This is a genomic window from Streptomyces sp. DvalAA-14, from assembly GCF_900091855.1.
In the GTDB taxonomy this organism is placed as follows: Bacteria; Actinomycetota; Actinomycetes; order Streptomycetales; family Streptomycetaceae; genus Actinacidiphila.
In genome coordinates this window covers 1-20112 of record NZ_FMCH01000207.1, presented here as the reverse complement: position 1 = coordinate 20112, position 20112 = coordinate 1, and the positions used below count along the sequence as shown (strand labels likewise).

General features: G+C 73.8%; 10 protein-coding genes and 2 pseudogenes. 5 read left to right on the top strand and 7 right to left on the bottom strand.

Annotation, left to right across the window (positions count from 1 at the left end):
• The first annotated feature begins 60 nt into the window (after nt 1-60).
• Both GA0115240_RS10485 and GA0115240_RS10480 read left to right on the top strand, forming a co-directional pair.
• Nucleotides 61-1107, top strand: a complete 1047-nt coding sequence (locus GA0115240_RS10485) for an aldo/keto reductase (RefSeq protein WP_093736395.1) — start codon at nt 61-63, stop codon at nt 1105-1107.
• 74 nt (nt 1108-1181) lie between these two features.
• Nucleotides 1182-1619: a TIGR03618 family F420-dependent PPOX class oxidoreductase gene (locus GA0115240_RS10480; RefSeq protein WP_093736394.1), complete on the top strand. Its 438-nt coding sequence runs from the start codon at nt 1182-1184 to the stop codon at nt 1617-1619.
• A gap of 9 nt (nt 1620-1628) precedes the next feature.
• Here the strand turns inward: GA0115240_RS10480 and GA0115240_RS10475 are convergent, their stop codons facing one another.
• Nucleotides 1629-2435 carry a L,D-transpeptidase gene (locus GA0115240_RS10475; protein ID WP_370673314.1) on the bottom strand — a complete coding sequence of 269 codons (807 nt, stop codon included), beginning with the start codon at nt 2433-2435 and terminating at the stop codon, nt 1629-1631.
• Between the two features lie 538 nt (nt 2436-2973).
• Here GA0115240_RS10475 and GA0115240_RS10470 point away from each other — a divergent pair.
• Entirely contained in the window at nt 2974-3399 is a 426-nt protein-coding gene (locus GA0115240_RS10470) for a spore-associated protein A (RefSeq protein WP_202451230.1), read from the top strand.
• A gap of 136 nt (nt 3400-3535) precedes the next feature.
• Here GA0115240_RS10470 and GA0115240_RS10465 read toward each other — a convergent pair.
• From GA0115240_RS10465 to GA0115240_RS10445, 5 genes and pseudogenes are all read right to left on the bottom strand, one after another.
• Nucleotides 3536-3817: pseudogene (locus tag GA0115240_RS10465) on the bottom strand (VOC family protein); the annotation flags it as partial.
• Nucleotides 3818-3831: 14 nt separating this feature from the next.
• A complete protein-coding gene (locus tag GA0115240_RS10460; protein WP_256069649.1) occupies nt 3832-5994 on the bottom strand; it encodes a SpoIIE family protein phosphatase in 2163 nt (720 codons plus the stop codon).
• 315 nt (nt 5995-6309) lie between these two features.
• A pseudogene (locus GA0115240_RS10455) lies at nt 6310-7157 on the bottom strand (PhzF family phenazine biosynthesis protein).
• A gap of 120 nt (nt 7158-7277) precedes the next feature.
• Nucleotides 7278-9266: a hypothetical protein gene (locus tag GA0115240_RS10450; RefSeq protein WP_093736391.1), complete on the bottom strand. Its 1989-nt coding sequence runs from the start codon at nt 9264-9266 to the stop codon at nt 7278-7280.
• Nucleotides 9267-9434: 168 nt separating this feature from the next.
• Nucleotides 9435-13391, bottom strand: a complete 3957-nt coding sequence (locus tag GA0115240_RS10445) for a hypothetical protein (RefSeq protein ID WP_141708797.1) — start codon at nt 13389-13391, stop codon at nt 9435-9437.
• A 438-nt stretch (nt 13392-13829) separates the two neighbouring features.
• Between GA0115240_RS10445 and GA0115240_RS10440 the strand changes: the two genes are divergently transcribed.
• A complete protein-coding gene (locus GA0115240_RS10440; RefSeq protein ID WP_237554769.1) occupies nt 13830-15176 on the top strand; it encodes a S8 family serine peptidase in 1347 nt (448 codons plus the stop codon).
• Between the two features lie 121 nt (nt 15177-15297).
• On the opposite strand, the gene eccCa is transcribed toward GA0115240_RS10440, so the two are convergent.
• Nucleotides 15298-19407 (bottom strand): type VII secretion protein EccCa, encoded by a 4110-nt coding sequence (gene eccCa, locus GA0115240_RS10435; protein WP_218087421.1) that lies wholly within the window; start codon nt 19405-19407, stop codon nt 15298-15300.
• 341 nt (nt 19408-19748) lie between these two features.
• On the opposite strand from eccCa, the gene GA0115240_RS10430 reads away from it, so the two are divergent.
• The coding region (locus tag GA0115240_RS10430) for an EsaB/YukD family protein (protein ID WP_176725032.1) at nt 19749-20112 on the top strand (364 nt) is incomplete at its 3' end.

Below are 20112 nucleotides of genomic sequence, written 5' to 3'. Positions count from 1 at the left end.
CCGAATGGACGTTCCTTTTGTCCGCTTTTAGACTGATCGCGGACCTACGGAGGGATCACCATGGAGTACAGGCAGCTCGGCGCGTCCGGCCTGAGGATCTCGGCTCTCACCATGGGCACCATGACCTTCGGCGGGAGCGGCGCCTACAAGGACGTCGGACACACCGACGTGGCCGGCGCCAAGCGGCAGATCGCCATGTGCCTGGACGCCGGCGTGAACCTGATCGACACCGCCAACGTGTACTCGACCGGCGAGTCCGAGGAGATCCTCGGCAAGGCGCTGGCCGGCCGGCGCGACCATGTGCTGATCTCCTCCAAGGTCGGCCAGCGGATGGGGGACGGGCCGAACGACATCGGCCAGTCCCGCGAGCACATCCTGGCTCAGATCGAGGGCAGCCTGCGCCGCCTGAACACCGACCACCTGGACATCTACCACGTCCACGAGCGGGACGGCCTGGCCCCGATGGAGGAGACCCTGGACACGCTCGACTCGCTCGTGCGCTCCGGCAAGGTCCGCTACCTCGGCGTCTCCAACAACTCGGGCTGGCAGATCATGAAGGCGCTCGGGATCTCCGACGCGCGCGGCTACCAGCGCTATGTCAGCAACCAGGTCTACTACTCGCTGGAGGCGCGCGACGCCGAGTACGAGATGGTGCCGGTCTCCATCGACCAGGGCCTGGGCGTCATGGTGTGGAGCCCGCTGGCCGGCGGCCTGCTCTCCGGCAAGTTCCGCCGCGACCGCCAGGCCGACGAGAGCCGCCAGCTCACCGAATGGTCCGAGCCGCCCGTCCGCAACCAGGACAAGCTCTACGACACCATCGACGTGCTCCTCGACATCGCCGCCGCCCACCACGCCTCACCCGCGCAGGTCGCCATCGCCTACCTGCTCGCGAAGCCCGGCGTGACGTCGGTGGTCATCGGGGCGCGTACCGACGAGCAGTTCGCCGACAACCTCGGCGCGGTCGACGTGCACCTCGGCACGGAGGACATGGACCGCCTCGACAAGGTCAGCGCGCCCGATCTGATCTACCCCCACTGGCATCAGCCGATGCAGGTCCGCGACCGGCTGAGCGCCGCGGATCTCGCGCTGCACCGCCCCGCGCGATAGCCCGACCGCCCCGCGGCGGCTCGCCGGCGGCGGGCTACGGTGGCGCCGGAAGCGACGCCGGACAGGGAGCGACGATGACGACCTTGCAGCAAGCCGTAGCCGTGGGAAAGGCCGAGAGCCAGCTGGCCGTGATCGCCACGCTCCGCGCCGACGGCACGATCCAGTCCTCCCTGGTCAACGCGGGAGCCATCGCCCATCCGCGGACCGGCGAGCCGGTACTGGCCTTCGTCACCTACGGCCGGGTCAAACTGGCGAACCTGCGCCCCCGGCCCCAGCTCACCGCGACCTTCCGCAGCGGCTGGCAGTGGGCGACGATCGAGGGCCACGCCGACATCGCCGGCCCCGACGACCCCCAGCCGTGGCTGGCGGCCGCCGAGTTGCCGGCGCTGCTGCGCAAGATCTTCACCGCGGCCGGCGGCAGCCACGACGACTGGGACGAGTACGACCGCGTGATGACCGAGCAGCGCCGCGCGGCCGTCCTCGTCACACCCAGCCGGGTCTACACCAACTGACCGGGCCGGTCAGGCGGTGGCCGTGGTGATCTGCCCGGCGCCGCTGTCCTTCAGCCACTGGGACCAGGACAGGTTGTAGTCCGCGTAGCCGTTGTCGCCGGGCGCCTTGCCCCGCGGGGTGCCGCTGATGGTGACGGGGTCGCCCTGCTTGACGAAGTTGTAGTACCACTTGGCGTCCGCGAGCGACAGGTGCACACAGCCGTGCGAGCCGACGCTGTGACCGGGCTGCGGGTCACCGGTGGAGTAGTGGATGTACGTGCCCGAGTTGGTCAGGTGCACGTCCCAGGGCAGCGTGAGGTCGTAGTAGTCGGGGCTCTTCTTGTCGCAGCTGATGCCGACGCTGCACGAGGTCATCCGGACCTTGGCGGACTTGTCGATGACCGCCATCGTGCCGTCCCACGACGGCCAGGTCGGGCTGCCGGCGTCGATCGGGTACGTCTTGATGACCGCCCCGTCGTGCAGCACCTTCATGGTGTGCGTCTTGGCGTTGACCAGGGTCTCGTTGTCGGCGCCGATGGTGAAGCCGTGATGGTAGCTGTGCGTGCCGTAGCGACCGTTGCCGTTGGGTACGTTCGTCAGGTTCGCGTCGATGGAGACCTTGGTACCCGGCTTCCAGTACGTCTGCGGCCGGAAGTCCACCCGGGTGCTGCTGAACCAGTGCCAGGCGCCGGTCGTCGGCACCGACGTGCTGATCTTGAGGTGGTTCTCCACATTGGCCCGCGCCGAGGTCGCCACCGGGTTGGAGAAGACCACCGACACCGGCATCGCCACGCCGACCGTGGCCCCGGTCAGCGGCGTGATGGTGTCCAGCAGCATCGGCGGGCCCTTGGGCTTGGGCTTGGTCGGCTTCGGGCTGGGCGTTGCCGCGGCGGCCGTCGCCGAGGCCTTCCCGTCGGTGCTCGGCCCGGAGGCGGAAGCCGTCTTCGTATGCCCGCCGCACGCACTCGTCCCGGCTAGCACCGCACCGGCTACGAGTGCGATCCCTATGCTGGTCCTGACCCGACTCATGCGCGTGCTCCACTCCTGTGCCTTCACCTGACGCTCTACGTCTATAGAACGCCTACCCCCACCCCGTCGGTTGCACGTTCTACGTAAAGCGGAACCCAAGGCTCCTCCGTAGAGCCGGTCCCGACGCGGTGAGCGCCGGTGACTTCACGTAGTGACAGCAGGTGGCCGCCCTCGCCGAACCCGAGGTCACGAACGTGTGTCCGGAAGGCCGCCGCGGCGCCGGTTACGCACCGGGATCCAGCGGTGACAGAACAGTGACAATCCGCGCCACAACTGGCCGCCGGTGACGCCGGTCTCACTGAGTGGGTGCTGGAACGCATCCGTGAGACCAACTGGGGGAAACACCATGAAGCTTATCCGTCGAGTAGCCGTCGCCTCGGCGCTGGCCGCCACCAGCGCGGTCGGTTTGACCGCTTTCGCCCTCCCGGCCTCGGCCGCGACCCCGGCCGCGAACGCCGCCTACAACGGCGCCTGCGGCTCGGGTTACACCGTCGTCGACCACACCAACATCTCCACCACCGGCACGATCTACCTGACCTGGAACGACCGCATCGGCGAGAACTGCGCCGCCACCGTCCGCAAGACGCCGGGCGCGGCCCTCTACATGCAGGCGAAGGTCTTCCAGACCGACCACACCACCGTCAGCGCGTCCGACTCCGGCAACTACACCACGTACGCGGGCCCGGTCTACATCCCGGCCCGCGGCGAGTGCGTGACCTGGCGCGGCCAGATCGGCACCGCCTGGGCCCAGGCCGCCGGCCACTGCGGCTGACCACCTCCCCGCGGACGCCGGCGCCGGGCCCTGACCACGCCCGGTGCCGGCGTCCGCCCGCCGCCGGACCGTCCCGCGGACGCCGGCCCTTCAGCGGCCCGGCGCCGTCGAGCTCGACACGGACCTCGGCCCTTGCCTACCGGGAGTTGGACCAGTCCCGGGTGGACAGGACAAGCCGGTACCCGTCCGGATCCAGGAGAGTGACGCCCCACCGGTCCCAGTACGGGTTGTGAGCTCGAACGCGTCGTCCGCCGAGCCGCTCCAGTTCCGTGACCAGTTCCCGCGGTACCTGTTCGCCGAGATAGAGAACCAGCAGATCCTCGGGTGTCGGTGTGGGGGGCGGCGTGTCCGGGCCGTGGACCAGCTCGAGATGCCACCCCGCGTCGGGCCAACCGACCATGAGCAGTGCGTGCGTGCCGAGGCCGGCGTCCCCTACGTCGCGGGGCCCGGGATGCCGCGCGCCACCAGCAGCAGCGCGATGTCGTCGCTGCTGCGGGGAACCACCGTCTCCTGGGCCTGCGCGATGATCCGGTCGGCCAGTTGCTCCACCGGCCCGTCCGCCGCCGCGGCGAGCCGGCCGGCCAGGAGGTCGACGGACGACCCCAGGTCGATGCCGGGCCGCTCCACGAGGCCGTCGGTGTAGAGGGCCAGCAGGGACCCGGGCGGCAGCGGCACCTCGACGGTCTCGAAGCGGGCGCCCTCCGCCACGCCCAGGAGCAGCCCGGGCGGCAGGTCGAGAACTTCCGCACGGTGATCGGGGCGGCGCAGGATCGGCGGCGGGTGGCCGGCCGAGGCCAGCAGGACGCGATGCCCGGGAAGGTCGATGTGCGCGTAGAGGCAGCTGCAGAACAAGTCGCTCTTCAGCTCCAGGAGCGCCTGATTGGTCCGGGCGAGGACCTCCTCGGGCGGCGCACCCGTCCTGGCGTGGCTGTGCACGGCGGTGCGGATCTGGCCCATTAGCGCGGCGGCCTGCACGCTGTGCCCCTGGACGTCGCCGATCACCGCGGCCGCCGCATGTGATCCGAAGTCGATCAGGTCGTAGAAGTCGCCGCCGACTTCCTGGGTGTGCGTGGCGGGGAGGTAGCGTGCGGCGACCTCGAGGCCGGGCACCCGGGGCAGGTGGCGCGGCAGCAGCCCGTCCTGGAGTCCTCGCGCCACATCCGCGTTGGCGTCGTAGAGCCGGGCGCGCTCCAGCGCCTGCGCGATCATCCCTGCCAGCGAGGTCAGTTCCGCCCGTTCGTCCGGGCTGAAGTCCCGCGGCCTGTCGTATCCCAGCACCAGACAGCCGAAGGTGTCGTTGGAGACCGTCAGCGGCAGGAACGCGAAGGCGTCCATCTCCCGGTAGTGCCGGTGCTGGGGGTAGCTGCGCACCAACGCGGCGTTGGTCGAGTGGAAGCCGGGGACACCTGTCCGGATGGTCCGGATGCCCTCGGTCCGGTTCGCCAGCGGCAGGCCGTCGAAATGCTCCCGCATCTCCGGGGGGAAACCCCGTTCGCCCACCACTCCCAGCCGCCCCTCGTCGGATACCAGGAGGGCCAGCCCGGTGGCGTTGAGGACCGGCCGCATCTGCGCCATGAGCGATTCGGCCACCTCGCTGACGCTCGTCGCCTCGGTGAGCGCGGAGGCCAGGTGCAAGAGGTGGAAGAGGGTGCCCGCGCGGGCGGGCGTGGCCGGCGGGGCGTCCTCGGCCGCTCGTGGCGCGCTGTCGGGGGCGTCCGCCGTTTTGACGCGCATGCTGACGCCGGTGGCGTCCGCGTAGAACGCGAAGGACAGCCACGCGCCGTCCGGCCGGCGGGCGGCGAAACCGGCGGGCCGACGGCTGAAGAGCACGGCGACGAAGGCGTTCTCGAAGGCCGGGTCGTTCAGCCAGGGCAGCGCGTCCCAGGGTTCGGCGCCCAGCAGCTCGTCCGGGTCACGGCCGAGCAGCCGGGCGGCCCGGCCGGTGATGAAGGTCATCCGGGCGCACAGGTCGAGCGCGACGAAGCCCTCGGTCAGGCGCTCCAGGAGGGCGGCGGCCGGCTCGAGAAGGGTGGGCGGCGGCTCCAGGACGAGCGGCTCGTCCCTCGGCCGGATCGGCCGGCCCCGGGCTGCGGCCTCCCGCAGCACCCCGGCCATCGCGTCGGCGGCGTCACCGACCCGCGCCCGCTCGGCGGCGGTCAGCTCCGGCCGGCTCTCCGGCCACATCAGTACCAGGACTCCCCAGGCGGCTCCGTCGACCACCAACGGGACGTTGTACATGGCGATGGAGTACGGAAAGGCGAGCGCGATGCGCGGAAAGCGGCGGGCTGCCGCCTCCTGGTCGGAAACCCACACCGGGCTCAGCGTGCGGACCGTTTCGGGCAACGGGCCCGGCGCTGCCAGCGCGAGCCGGGCCCAGGGCAGAGCCAGCCTTCTGGGAGCTCCGGTCACCGTCGTCATCAGCAGCACCTGCTGCTCCGGGACCAGGAGGAACGTGGCCCCGATGTGGGCGCCGACGGCCTGCCCGATCCGCTCCAGCAACCGGTCGAGGAGCGCTGCCCCCTGCCCCGCTCCGGCGCCGTCGCCGTTTCCGTCGCCGTTTCCGTCCGCGTCCACGTCCACGTCCACCCGCCTCACTCGCCCCTTTGCCCGCATTGCACCCTATTGCAGAGCAATGCCCCACATTAGTGGCCGCGACGTCGACGCATCCCCCGGCACCCTGGGCAGGACACGGCGGCCTCACGTGGCGAGGCGGAGGCGGCGGCTCCGAACGGACGCCGAGGGCGCGCGAGCGCGGAGGAGCGCGGCGACGGCGGGCGGCCGAGCGCAACCCCGGCGGCCTTCGTGCGCGATCTCGCCGAGGCGACGACACCGGAGGCGCGCGAGGAGCCGTCCGGCGCCGCGGCGAGCGCGATCCGGGACAGTCCCGAATTTCGCGAGTCGGCTCGCCGCTCAGTTCCCTCCCAGCGGCACCGCCGTGCCGCGGACCGCGATCCCGCTGTCCGGGTCGTCCGGAACGGTGACGGTGATGACGCTCGGGCGGCCCATGTCGTCGCCCTGGTGGATGGTGAACGCGCCGCCCGGGCGGGGCGCCAGGCCCAACTCCCGCAAGTAGCCGCCGAACGCGGCAGCCGCCGCGCCCGTGGCGGGATCCTCCACGACCCCGCCCGGCGGGAAGGGATTGCGGGCGTGGAAGACCGTCGCCGACTCCCGCCAGACCAGATCGACCGTGGTCCAGTCCCGGCGCCGCATCAACGCGCCGAGCGCGCCCATGTCGTAGTCGAGCGCGGCCAACCGCGTCCGGCTCGCGGCCGCGATCACCGGATGCCAGGCGCCCGCGTACGCGACGCGCGGCGGCAGCTCCGGGTCCAGGTCCTGCGCCGACCACCCCAGCGCGACCAGCAGTTCGGCGAGATCGGCGTCGGCGATCGGCTCGGTCCGCGGCGGCACGCTCACCAACTCCGCCCCGATCCGGCCGTCCTCCCCCACCGACGTCCCGACCCGCACCAGGCCGGCCCGGGTGTGGAACGCCAACTCCCCGACGCCGTAGCGCTCCGCGTAGGCCACCGCCGTGGCGATCGTGGCGTGCCCGCAGAACGGCACCTCGGCCAGTGGGCTGAAGTAGCGTACGTCCAGCTCCCGTCGGGCCGCGCCACGACGAACGCCGTCTCGGAGTACCCCACTTCGGCAGCAACGGCCGCCATAGCCGCATCATCCGCCCCGGCCGCATCGAGCACGACCCCGGCAGGGTTCCCCCCGGCGGGGTCCGTGGTGAAGGCCACATACCGTAGAACGTCCATACGACCAGGCTAATGCGGTGGCCGCGTGGCCGCCGCGGTGAACGACGGGCGCGTTGCGCGGAAAGGCGGATGCCCCCGCCCGGTCGGACACCGGGCGGGGGCAGTTGGCCGCGGGGTCGGTCAGTGGGCGGTGCCCGCCGACCAGAGGGTGGCGCCGGCGGCGGACTGGATCGTCACATCGCCGTCCTTCTGGATGACGAGCTGGGAACCGGGGTTGCCCGCGGTGCCGGAGGACCAGAGGGTCTGGCCGTCCGGGCCGTAGACGACGAAGTGGCCGTCGTCCTGGAAGACGGCGTGATTGCCCTGGCCGGGAGTGTGGGACGACCAGCGGATCACCCCGTCCTCGTCGGAGATGACCAGGCTGCCGCTCTTGCGCATCGTGATGCGCATGCGGTTGGAGGCCACGGACTCGCCGGGGTTCAGGACGTAGGTGGCGTCGATCGTCTTCTGGTGCCAGACGGGAGCGTCGGAGGTGCTGTCCGGCGTGTCGGCGGCGGACTCGGCCGGATCGGGCTTGTCCGCCGCCGGCTTGTCGGCAGCGGGCTTGTCGGTAGCGGGCTTCTGCGCGGCGGGCTTGTCGGTGGTCGACGCGTCGGCGGGCGCGGTGACGGACGGCTTCGCGACGGACGTGGTGGTGACCGGCTTCGCCGGATCCGGCTTGGTGGTGGTCGGCTTGGTCGTGGTCGGCCCGGTCGTGGCCGGCTTGGCCACCGTGGGCGTGACGGCCGGCGTCACGACGGCCGGCTTGGACCGGTCGGCCGGCACAGCCGGGGTCGCCGGGGTCGCGGGTACGGCCGGCGTCACCTGGACCGCTGCCGTCGACGGCCCATGTGCCGTGCCGGTGGTGACGGGCTTCGCGGGCGTGTCCGCGGCCGAGATGGTCGGTGTGGTGCGGATGACCGACTGCGTGACCGGCGGCTTGGCCTCCGGCTTGACCATCGGCTTGACCACCGCCTCCTTGACGACCGGCTTGGCGGCGGGCTGCACGGCGACCGTCGGCGGGGCCGGTGTCGTCCGCGTCACCGTCGGGTGCGTGACGCGGGCCGCGTCCGTGTGGACCGCCGGCGCTGCGGGCGGGGCCACGAACTTCACCACGGGCAGCTTGGGGTCGGCCGTCACCTTGTCGGTGTGCCGGTGCGGCGCCGGGTCCGCCTTGGGCTTGGCGGGAAAGGCCTTGGTGGCGTGCGTGTCCGTGCCGCCGGTCGCCAGTGAGGTGGCGAACGGAATTCCGCTGCCGGCCACGACGGGCGTACGACCCACGCCGACCAGCGGCCCTTCGGCGAACGGACCTTCCTGGGAGGGCAGTTGCAGATCGCCCTGGGTGCCGCCGGGGAAGACGGAGCCGGTGGTCGGCCCAACCGGTCCGCGCACCGGCCCGGTGCTGGGCACGACAGCCGTTTCGTCCAGGTGCGGACCGGTGCCGTGTGCACCGACCAACGGCTGCGTTCCGGACTGGGGTTGAGGGACCACCCGGGTCCCGGAGCCGTCCTCGGGATTCGTGTCCGGCATCTGGCTGGAGTAGCCGTCGGGACCGGTCGCGCCGTCGTGCTCACCCTCGTGCTCCGGGTCGTCGAGGCTGGCGATCGGGAGCGGGCGGCCGGCACCCTCGTAGTTGGTGGTCGTGTCCCGGTTGCCGTTGTGCACGAACGGGACGGAGACCAGGACGGCGCCGGCGAACGCGGCGGCGGTCATCAGCGGCCAGCGGCTGAGTTTCGCGCCGTGCGCCGCGACTGCCCGGGCGGGCTTGGCCGGCCGGCCCTCGGCGACCGCGGCGGCCAGCGCACCGGTGAGGGTGGCTTCGCCCGTTTCGGCCTGGGCAGCGGTGGAGGTGGCGGCGGCCGCATCGGTTCCGGGGGCGGTTCCCGCGGCCTGCTGCTGACGCCAGGCGTCGGGGCGGAACAGGCGGCCGGCGAGGGTGCTGCCAGCCTGAACGGCCGTCTCCGGGGCGGCGGTTGCCGACGCCTTGCGGCTCGCAGCCGCAACGGTACGGCGGCTGCTCGCCGTCGCGGTGGCCGAGGCGGCGGCCGTCGCCGTCGTGCTGGTGGCCACCACCTGAGCCGCGGCGATCGCGGCGGACGCGGCCGCGCCACCGAGGTCGTCGTCGTTCAAGGGCAGTGCTATCGCCCGTCGGATGCGCGGCGATGCGGCTGGAATGGTCGTCCCGACGGTGGGCGGCGGACCGCTCACCGGATGATCCAGAGCCATCCGTCCTCCTCAATCGTCTGTGCTTGCGGGGAGTTGCGCAGGGCGGGTAGGTGCGGCCTGCGGGACAAGGGACTACGAGGTCGTGCCGCCCGGGTCGGGCGGGTGCGGTGTGCCGAGCACGCCGAGTGCGCCGGCGCTCCTGTCGGGCCAGTTCCGGCCCGAACCCACCGCGGTGGGCTGGTCCTTGAGGGTGCGCAGCCGCTTGAGGACGGCCTGGTCGGCGTCGTCGAGCAGGCCCGGGGTGGTGGCGGGCGGCGCGGAATCGGGCAGTTCGCGCAGCAACACCACGGTGCTGCCGGCCCGGTCGTCGACGGCGAGGACCCGCAGGCGGGTGCCCGGGGCGAAGAGAACCTCGTCAACGGGCGGTGTGCCGGCACCGGCGGCGCCGGCGGCAACGGCGTCCGCGTCGCCCAGCAGGGAGTTGGCCCGGCGTCCGGTCATCGACCAGATCAGGTAGTGGTCGGCCGCCACGGAGGGGTATCCCCTGTCGACGGCCACCGCGCTCACCGGCAGGACGTCACCCAATTCCTCCCCCGGCAGCAGGAGTTCCGCCGTCTCCCCGAGAGCGCCGCCGGCCGAACGGACGGCGGCTCCCCGGTAGGACGGCAGCCGCCGCAGTCCCGAGGCGAGGCAGCCGAGAAACGCGACCGGCTCCGTACGGCCCGCATCCAACGCTGCCCGCAGAACGTCGTGCGTCCACGGGCCCTCGGTGCCGGCAGCGGTCGCATACGCATGCAGCGCGGCGAGGTCGGCGGCGGCCTCCTCCGGATGCGCGGCGCTGCGCAGCGCGGGCACCCGGGTCAGCGCCCGGTTCACCGCGCCGCTGTGGTGGTCCCACCGACCGGCCAAGTACGCCCGTACGGTGTCCCGTTCAGCCTCGGTACTGCGATGCGACGGCCGCACGGGCACCCACGCGACCGCCCGCAGCTCCACGGGCGCTGCCCCGCCGCGCCCGGTACCGGGCGCGGCGGAGCCGGCTTCCGGCAGCCCCGCCCCAGGCGGATTCGAAGGGACAGCGGGTGCCAGCGAGGGCTCGACACCAGCCGGAGACCGCGAGCCCGCAGGCGCGGCCGCCCGCAGCTCCACGGGCGCGGCGGAGTCGGCTTCCGGCTGCCCCGCCCCGGGCGGATTCGAAGGGACGGCGGGTGCCGCCGGGGGCTCGACGCCGGCCGGGGACCGCGGGCCCGCAGGCGCCTCGGCTGCGGATGAAGCCGGCTTCTTCGGCTGCGCACTGCCGCCGTTCGCACTGTTTCCCGGCTCCGGCTGCGGAGCGGGCGCACCGGAGGTGGTGACGAGCCGCACCGGGGTCTCGGGCAGGGACAGGTCAGCGCTCCCGGGCATGTCCGGCCCGCTGACGCGGACGCGGACCGGGGCGGGGGGCCAACCGTCCGGCGCGGCCGGTCCGTCCGGCGCCGGCTCGGTGGGCGACTCAGCGGGCGGCTCGCCCGCGGGTTCCGGCGCGGAGGGAACGGTCGTCGCAGCGGTCGGTTCGTCACCCGGGCCGGGCGAACCAGCATCCGCCTGCTCGGCGGTGGCGTCGCCGGCAGGCTCCGCCGCGACCGGGCTGCCGGCCAACTCCGGCTTCGTGGTGGCGGTGTTGGCGGCCTCCGACCCGCTGCCCGGGCCGGGCACACCGGTGCCCGCGCTGTCGGCGGACGGCTCGGCGTTCGGTTCCGGCAGCACGGACGCCGGGCCCGACTCCGGGGCGAGGGCGAGGGCGAGGGCGGAGGCGCCGGCCGCGGCCGACCCCTCGTCCGGACCGGCGGACCCGGTGCCCGACTGCTCGGCGGTCGCCTTCCCAGCGGGCTCCGGCGCGACAGGGCCGCCGCCCAACTCCGGCCCGGTGGGGGCAGCGGTGGCAGTCGGCAACCCATCGCCCGTGTCTCCGGCAGCAGGCGGCCGGGGAACGGACTGCGGCTCCGTCGTCGTCGGGCGCGCGCGTTCGGGTGCGGCGGGGGACGATTTGGCGGGGTCGGGCCGACGCGGGGCGTCCGGATGCGGCTCGACAAGCGGCGACCGCGCCTGGGCACTACCGCTAGTTGCCGCTGCGGGGAGCCCGGCGCCGGGCGAGGACTGCCGGAGATCCGTCCGCCCGCGATCGGTACCGGACGCTTTCGGTGCCGGACCTCCCGCAGGGGCGGCCGGCAGCTCGGCCTCGGCGGACGCGACCGACACCGCAGACGCGGGCGGGAGTAGGTGCGGGTGCGGGTGCTGCACGCTCGGTTCCGGGCCAACGCCCGCACCGGACTGTCCGCGACGCGATGCCGGTGACCCGGACCGTTCCTCCTCGGCGGACGCACCCGGGGACGACCAGGTCCGGCCGACGTGGGCCGAAGCCGCCGCACCCTGTTCCGACGCGGTCCGCTCGCTCGCGGATTCCGACGCGGCGGCAGCCGGAGCACCCCCGGTCCCGTCGGTCGAAACCACCGGTACCCCGGACGCGGCCGGGACCACGCCCGCACCGTCGCCGCCCCCCGCACCGCCGCCGTCCCCCGCGCCCGCGCCCGCCGACCGCCAGAGCCGCCGCCGCTCGCGAACAGCCTCGGCCCCGGCACCAGCCCCCGAAGCCGCAGCCCCAGCCCCAGCACCTGATACGGCACCCGACGCAGCCCCGACCCCCGGAGCAACCGAGGCCGCAGAAGGCCCCGCGCCCACCACCACCGGCCGCCAGCCGCGCGGCGAAAGCGCCAGGCCGCGCTGGACGGCCAACCGCCGCAGCTCCCGCAGCGCCTCCGGCGTGGCCTCGCCGTGGACCTGGATCATCGTGCGTTCGCGGACGTCGTCCTGGAGGGCGGCGAAGAGGCGCTGGAGGGGCGGCCAGAGGGTGGAATCGTTGAGGGGGCGGCCGGGCAGGCCCAGGTCGATGGCCATCACGTCCGGCTCGACGGGCCGGGCGGCCGCGACGGCGGGGACGGACGCGTTCTGGGGGCCGATCCACAGGCCGGCCCGGGTGACGGCGACCTGCCAGTGGCGGTCGAGGAGGAGCGCGCCGGGCTCACGGGCCGGGCGGAGGCCGCCGATCGGGGCGCGCCATCCGGTCAGGCGCGGGGCCTTGGCGGCCGGGGCGCAGCTGACGGCCTCCACGTAGGGGCGCCAGGAGGGGTTGCCGTCGGCGTCGAGCAGCATCGTCCGGGCCGAGGTGCCGCGGATCGGCTGCTCCCAGGGGGAGCCGTCGGGCGGGGAGCCGTCGTCCAGCAGCACCGGCAGGCCGTTCGCCACCTGGACCTCGATGCCGAGCAGGTCGGCGACCTGCTGACCGGTGGGCAGCAGGTCGCGGCCGTCGCCGGGCAACAGCCGTACGGTGCCGCGGACCTGGGCGGGCAGCGCGGCCACGACGTCGGCGAGGGCGTCGGCCGGGACCGGCGCCGTCCCGAAGGCGCCGACGAGCAGGACGGGGCCGGCCGGATCGACCGGCAGCGCGTAGCGGACCGCGTCCACGCCCTCGGGCGGTACGCCGGCCGGCAGGACCAGCAGTCCGGCCGGGACGTGGTGGACGACGCAGCCCTCGGCGGTGTCCACGGCGACCCGGTCCAGGGCCTGCTGCCAGGCCGGTTCGGGGTGGCGGGCGCCGAGGCGGCGCGGGAGCAGGCCGCGGGAGAACTGCCACCAGGCGCCGGGTGCGTCGGGCAGGTCGGGGGCGAACAGGGTGCCTCCGGGGACGACGACGGCCGCGCCGGCCGGGGCCAGGACGTCGAAGCTCCAGCGTTCGGTGATGCGGCGGGCGGGCGCGGCCCGGTCCGGGAGTTCGGCGGCGCCGCCCGACATCACCAGCCGCAGCAGGGTCACCCCGGAGGTCGCGCACGCGTCGAACGCGGGGGCCAACTCGTCGCACAGGGCGTCGGGGTCGTCGAAGCCGGCGCCCACCAGCACGGTGGCCTGGTCGGCGACGCCCGATGCGCCGGTCAACACCCTTGCCGCGTGCGCCAGTTGGTCGGGCAGCGGCCCGGCGCCGTGCAGGACGAAGACTCCGTCGCCGCCGGTCACCTTCAAGGCGGAGGGGCTCTTCCTGCGGGTGGAGCGCGGGCTCACCACGTCCTCCGTACTGAACCGGTCCAGCCGGGCGCCGGTACGACGCCCCGAGCCGGGGCCCCAAGGGGCAGCTGGAACCGCTCGGTTGGCCTCACTCGCGAAAAGATACAGGCCTGGTGGGGCCTATGGCCGGGAGAGCGTGTGACTTCTCCATTTCGTCGGCAGAACCGCTTTCCGAATACCGACTCAATTCACCTGATGGTCAGTCAGTCGATCATCCAAACGGGGAAGTTGAACGAAAAAGCACCTCGCTCGGGACATTTCACCGGGCGAACGTTAACGCGCGGTGAATTCGCGCGGGTCAATGGGTGGCGCACCATTCCGGTTCACTCGGCGGCGAGATCGGACCCGTACGATACGGCCCGTTCGGGCAGCCCCGTGCGCCGACGGTGCGGCGGCTCGGTGCCCACGCGGTACGGGCGGAGAAGGAGAGTCGGCATGGCCAGCGGCAGCACCCGAGTCACCCGGCAGGCTCCCGGCCCCTCCCCCCGGGCCTCCCCGCGCCCGGCCCCCCGACTCAAGGCCCGTGGGACCGCCCGACGTGCCGCCCAACTCGGCGCCCTGACCGGTGCCTTCACCCTGTTCTGCGGGCTCGGCGCAGGCGCCGGACCGGCAACCGCCGACGGCGCGCCCTCCCCCCTGCCCTCGACCTCGGCCACCGCCCCGGCGCTGCGCCTGCCGGTCATGCCGTCGCAGCTCGACCCGGCCCAGTCCCCTTGCACCAAGCCCTCCGGCACGGTGATGACCGCGGTGCCGTGGGCCCAGCAGAATCTCAGCTTCACCCGGGCCCATCAGCTCAGTTCCGGCGCCGGGGTGACCGTCGCCGTCATCGACACCGGGGTGTCGACCGGCGCACCCGCGCTGAAGGGCCGCGTCGAGGCGGCCGGCCCCGCCGGCCAGGACTGCGTGGGCCACGGCACCTTCGTGGCCGGGATCATCGCGGCGGCGCCCAGCCGGGGCAGCGGCTTCAGCGGGGTGGCACCGGCCGCCCGGATCCTGGCGGTACGGGGCATCGGCGCGGACGGCAGCCCGGATGTGGCCCGGGTGGCGGCGGGGATACGGCACGCGACCGACGCCGGCGCGAAGGTGATCGACGTGTCACTGGCGTTCGCCGCCCCGGCCGACGCCCTGACCTCGGCGGTCGATTACGCGGCGGCGCACGACGTGCTGGTGGTCGCCGCCGGGGTGCCGGACGGCCTGCTGCTGACCGACGGGGCCGGGGGGAGCGGCGACTCCGGCGGAACCGACGGGACGGGCGGCGATACGCCACAACTGCCCTTCTGGCCCGCCGCGCAGAGCGGCGTGCTCTCGGTGGTGGACGTCGACATCGCCGGCACCCGGCCGGACGGCGCGGCGGACCCGGTTCGCGCCGACCTCGCGGCACCCGGCCAGGGCATCACCGGCATCGGCCCGAGCGGGCGCGGCCACTTCCTCGGCAACGGGCCGTCCGTCGCAGCCGCGTTCACCGCCGGCGCGGCCGCCCTGCTGCGCTCCTACCAGCCCGACCTGACCGCGCCCGAGGTCGCCGCCCGCCTGATGGCGACCGCCTATCCCGCCCCCGTCCCGCGGCTGGACCCGTACGCGGCCCTGTCCACGGTGCTGCCGGCCGAGTCCGGTGGCACGGCCCCCGACGTCTCGGCGGCGATCCACCTCCACCCGGTGGTCGAGGACCGCACCCCGGTCCGCCGCGCCTACGCGGTGCTCGGCGGTGCCGCCCTGGCGGCGCTGGTACTGACGGCCGCCGCCCTGCTGCGCCGCAAGCAGCGGGCCGCCACCCGCCCCTGAGCGCCCCCCGGGCCGCCCCGGCCGTACCGAGCCCGTTGCGGAGGCATCCCCGAGGCGTCGGCGAACAGCCGGAACACAGCCCCCGGCCGTACCGAGCCGTGCCGAGCAGCCCCGGCCGGCCTCAGCGCAGGTCCGGCACCCGCTCGTCCTCCTCCACCATCGCCGTCTGGATCTGCACCGTGCGCCGCCGGGTGATGTACATCCCGCGCCCGGGCGGCAGCAGCCGCGGCTTGGTGTTGTTGAACAGATAGCCCTCGGCCGGCGGGCAGGACAGCAGCAGGCCGGGCGCGTTGACTTCGAGCAGGCGGCGGACCAGCGGGTCGTTGATGCCGCGCATCGCGCCCGCCGCGGCCCGGGACAGCACCATGTGGAAGCCGACCTCGTAACCGAGCGGGAGGTGCTCCAGCAGGGGCTCGAACGGGTTGCGCATCGGGTTGGCCACCAGGTCGTAGTCGTCGATCAGGATGAACAGGCGCGGGCCCTTCCACCAGTCGGCCTGGCGCATCCGGGCGGGGGTGATCTCCGGCCCGGGGGTGCGGGTCTTGAGCGCGCGGGCCACCCCGTCGATCAGCTCGCGCAGTTGGTCGACGGACACGGCGTGGCCCAGCCGGTACGGCTCGGGGACCGCCTCGATCAGCTCGCGCCGGAAGTCGACCACCAGGATGCGTGCCTCGGCCGGGGTGAAGCGTTCGCTGATGTTCTGGGCGAACAGCCGCAGCAAGTTGGTCTTGCCGCTCTCGGTGTCACCGAAAGCGACCAGGTGCGGGGCTTCGGCGAAGTCGTGCCAGGCGGTGCCGAGTTCGGTCTCCTCGACGCCGATCGGCATCCGGAAACGACGGCCCGCCTCGCTGTTGCCGGCCGCCCTGGCCGACGCCTTGCCGACCGCGCCGGCGGCGCCGACGCCGGCACCCGGCGCACCCACCACCCCCGCAGCCCCCACGGCGCTCGCGGCGAGTCCCGGCAGTTCCGCCGCCGTCAGCATCGTCGGCAGCATCCGCACCGGCGGGGCCACCGGACCGGCCCAGCTCTCGGCGACCGCCGCCACCAGATCGCCGACGCCGTCGGCCAGTTCGGCGGCGCTCTCGATCCCGTCGATGCGGGGCAGCGCGATCAGGAAGTGCAGTTTGCTGTCGACCGTCAGGCCGCGTCCGGGCACGCGCGGCACGGTCCCGGCCCGTCGGATGTCGACCATCGAGTCCAGCGGGTCGCCCATCCGCAGCTCCAGGCGGGTCGCGGACTGGTCCCGGATCTGGGAGGACAGCTCGACCCAGCGGGCGGTGGTGGTCACCAGGTGGATGCCGTAGCTGAGGCCGCGGGCGGCGAGCTGGTTGATGACCGGCACGTGGTCCTGGAAGTCCTGGCGGACGGTGGACCAGCCGTCGATGACGAGGAAGACGTCGCCGTGCGGGTCGTCGGCGAACTCGCCGGCCGCGCGCCGCCGTCGCAGGGTCGGCATGGAGTCGATGCCGTGGTCGAGGAAGAGCCGTTCGCGGCGGGCCAGCAGGGAGGTGATCTCGGCGAGGGTACGGCCGATGCGCTCGTGGTCGAGGCGGCCCGCCACCCCGCCGACGTGCGGGAGTCCGGCCAGGCTGGACAGCGTGCCGCCGCCGAAGTCCAGGCAGTAGAACTGGACTTCGCGCGGCGTGTGGGTGAGAGCGAGGGCGGCGATCAGGCTGCGGATCACGGTGGACTTGCCGCTCTGCGGGCCGCCGGCGACCGCGACATGGCCGCCCGCGCCGGACAGGTCCACGGTCAGCAGGTCGCGTTGCTGCTCGAAGGGCCGGTCGATGATGCCGACCGGGACGGTGAGGGTGCCGCGCCGGGGCCAGTCGGCGGTGGTCAGGCCCAGGTCGGGGTCGGGCGACAACGGCGGCAGCAGCCGGTCCAGAGTGGGCGGCAGGTCCAGCGGCGGCAGCCACACCTGGTGGGCGGGCGGCCCGGCGTCGCGCAGCCGGCCGATGGCCACCGACAGCAGCGAGTCGGCGCCCGCGTCGGGCTCCGACATCAAGGGGTCGCGGACCGGTTCGGGGGCCGGCTCGGTCGGTGGGGCGGGCTGCCGGGAGGCGACCCACTCGCCCGTCCACGGCACGACCTGGCTGGCGACCTGCTCCTGTGCCAGCGCCCCGGACCGCTGCCGGTACACGCCGGAGACGTACGCGGCCCGGAAGCGGGTCAGCGCCTCGATGCCGCTCTTCAGGAAGCCGCTGCCGGGCTGCGGCGGCAGTTCGTACGCGTCCGGTACGCCGAGCACACCGCGGCTCTCCATCGCGGAGAAGGTCCGCAGGCCCACCCGGTAGGACAGGTGGCTCTCCAACTGGTGCATGCGGCCCTCGTCCAGGCGCTGCGAGGCCAGCAGCAGGTGGACGCCGAGCGATCGGCCGAGCCGGCCGATCATCACGAACAGGTCCATGAACTCGCGGTGCGCGGCGAGCAGTTCGCTGAACTCGTCGACGACCACGAACAGGCTGGGCAGCGGGGCGAGCGGCGTGCCCGAGGCGCGGGCCCGCTCGTACTCCAGGGCGGAGGTGAAGTTGCCGGCCGCCCGCAGCAGTTCCTGGCGGCGGATCAGCTCGCCGTGCAGGGCGTCCTGCATCCGGGAGACCAGGGCGGCTTCGTCGGCGAGGTTGGTGATCACCGCGGAGGTGTGCGGGAGTTCGTCCAGGCCGAGGAAGGTCGCGCCGCCCTTGAAGTCGACCAGGACGAAGTTGAGCGTCTCGGAGGAGTGGGTGAGGGCCAGGCCGAGTACCAGGGTGCGCAGCAGTTCGCTCTTGCCGGAGCCGGTGGCGCCGATCAGCATGCCGTGCGGGCCCATGCCGCCCTGCGCGGACTCCTTGATGTCGAGTTCCACCGGGCGGCCGTCGGCGCCGACCGCGATCGGCACCCGCAGCCGGCCGGCCTCCGAGGACGAGCGGCGGGACCAGTAGCCGGCCGGGTCGTGCCGGTGCAGGTCGGGTATGCCGAGCAGGCTGGTGAGCTGGATGTCGGCGTCCAGCGGGCGGGCCGCCTCGCCGGTGTCCCCGGTCCGCATCGGGGCGATGACCGCGGCCAGCGCGCGGGCGGCGGCCGGCCCGAGCGAGTCGGCCCGGCCGAGCGGGGTCACCGACTCCTTGCGGTTGCGGTCGGTGCGCACCAGCCCCATCTCGCCGTCGGCCAGCTGGAGCCGCAGGACGGTGCGGCCCGGCCGCCAGCTCAGCGCGCCGGACAGGTCGACGACGACGGCGTTGCGGAATCCGGCCCGGTCGAAGCGGTGTCCGGCGGGCAGTTGGCCGCCGTCGATGACGACGACGGTGAACGGCTCGTCCTTGGTGGGCACCGCGGCCAGGTCGAAGGCGGGGCGCTCGGTGAACTCCTCGCCGAGCAGGTCCTCCAGTTCGTTGCCGGTGCCGGCGATCAGCCGGGCCGGGCCGGCGCCGTCCGTCTCGTGCGGGTGCAGGGTGTGCGGCAGCCACTTCGCCCAGTCCCAGGCGGCGCGCCGCTCGGGGGACAGGCAGAACGCGATGACCAGGTCCTGCGGGGCGTGCATGACGGCGAGTTGGGCGACCAGCGCGCGGGCCGCACCGACCACCTGCTCCCGGTCGCCGCGCAGCAGCACCCGCGCCCAGGTGCGCAGGAACACCGCGATCGGCTGGTCGGGCACGGTGGAGTAGGCGTTGATGAAGGCCCGCAGCGCGTGCGCGGTCAGCGGGTCGAGGTCGTCGACCGGCTTGGTGGCGGTGGTGGTCAGCCGCAGGCCCAGCCGCTGGTCGCCGACGGCGAGCCGCACCTCGGCGAAGTCCTCGTCGCCGGTGCGCCGTTCCCACAGCCGGGAGGTGCGGGCGAAGGACCACAGCGCTCCCGGGTCCGGGTGCCGCCAGGCGAGCGCGCGCTGCTGCTCGGCCACCGTCCGCCGCACCCGGCGCCGTACGCCGCCGAGATACCGCAGGTAGTCCCGCCGGGCGCCCTTGAGCTTGTTCTTCCGGTCGGTGCCGGTCCGCATCAGCTGGCCGACCAGCATGGTGCCCATGGCCAGCACCATCATGCCGACGACGAGGTAGGTGATCGGGCTGGAGGCGGTGCCGGGGCGGGTGTAGAGCAGCACGATGGCGCCGGACATCACGGCCATCGGCAGGTAGGTCATCATCGCGTTGCCGCTGGCGGCCGGTTCCGACATCACCGGCGGCTCCTGCAGCGCCAGGTCGCCCTCGGGCATCTCGGGGCCGTTGCGGCGGGCCGGCCGGCGGAAGAACACCACGCTCAACGGAAGCTCACCTCGGGGCATGTCGGGCTCGACGGCGGGGGCGACTGGCACAGCCGAATCGGCTGGAACGGCTGGCACAGCTCAATCGGCGGGATCGGTGCGGGCGGTCGGGACGCCGACCGGCGCGACCCCCGGCACCACGCCCGCGCGCCCAACGCGCCGGATGGCATCACACCACGACTGGGTGTCCTGTCAACGCCGCCTGCAATACGTCCCGTTGGCCATCCGGTAGCCCTCCCTTCACACACGCCGGGTAGGGTGCGCCTTCATTCGCAGAGCGTGACGGGGCGCTGACGGATGCGAACACAGAACGTACGCGGAAGGCTGAGCACCTGATGAGCGAAAGCTCGGTTGCGGGTCTGTCGGGACCGGGTCTGTCGGGACTGTGCCGGCTGACGGTACGGGCCCCGGACACCTCCCTCGATCTCGCCGTCCCCTCCGACATCCCGCTGGCGGACCTGCTGCCGGTCATCGTCGGGCACGCCGGCGACGACCTGGCCGAGGCCGGCCTCGAACACGGCGGCTGGGCGCTGCAGCGGATCGGCGGCGCACCGCTGGACCCCGAGGGCACCCCGCAGTCGCTGGAACTGCGCGACGGCGAGGTGCTGCTGCTGCGGCCGCTGGCCGAGACCCTGCCGCCGGTGCGCTTCGACAACCTTGTCGACGGTGTGTCCAGCACCATGCGGGGCCTGGGCGCCT

Coding starts and splice junctions, on each gene's coding strand:
- GA0115240_RS10485 (WP_093736395.1), top strand. CDS start 61: ATGGAGTACAGGCAGCTCGGCGCGTCCGGCCTGAGGATCTCGGCTCTC.
- GA0115240_RS10480 (WP_093736394.1), top strand. CDS start 1,182: ATGACGACCTTGCAGCAAGCCGTAGCCGTGGGAAAGGCCGAGAGCCAG.
- GA0115240_RS10440 (WP_237554769.1), top strand. CDS start 13,830: ATGGCCAGCGGCAGCACCCGAGTCACCCGGCAGGCTCCCGGCCCCTCC.
- GA0115240_RS10475 (WP_370673314.1), bottom strand. CDS start 2,435: ATGCTGCTGGACACCATCACGCCGCTGACCGGGGCCACGGTCGGCGTG.
- GA0115240_RS10470 (WP_202451230.1), top strand. CDS start 2,974: ATGAAGCTTATCCGTCGAGTAGCCGTCGCCTCGGCGCTGGCCGCCACC.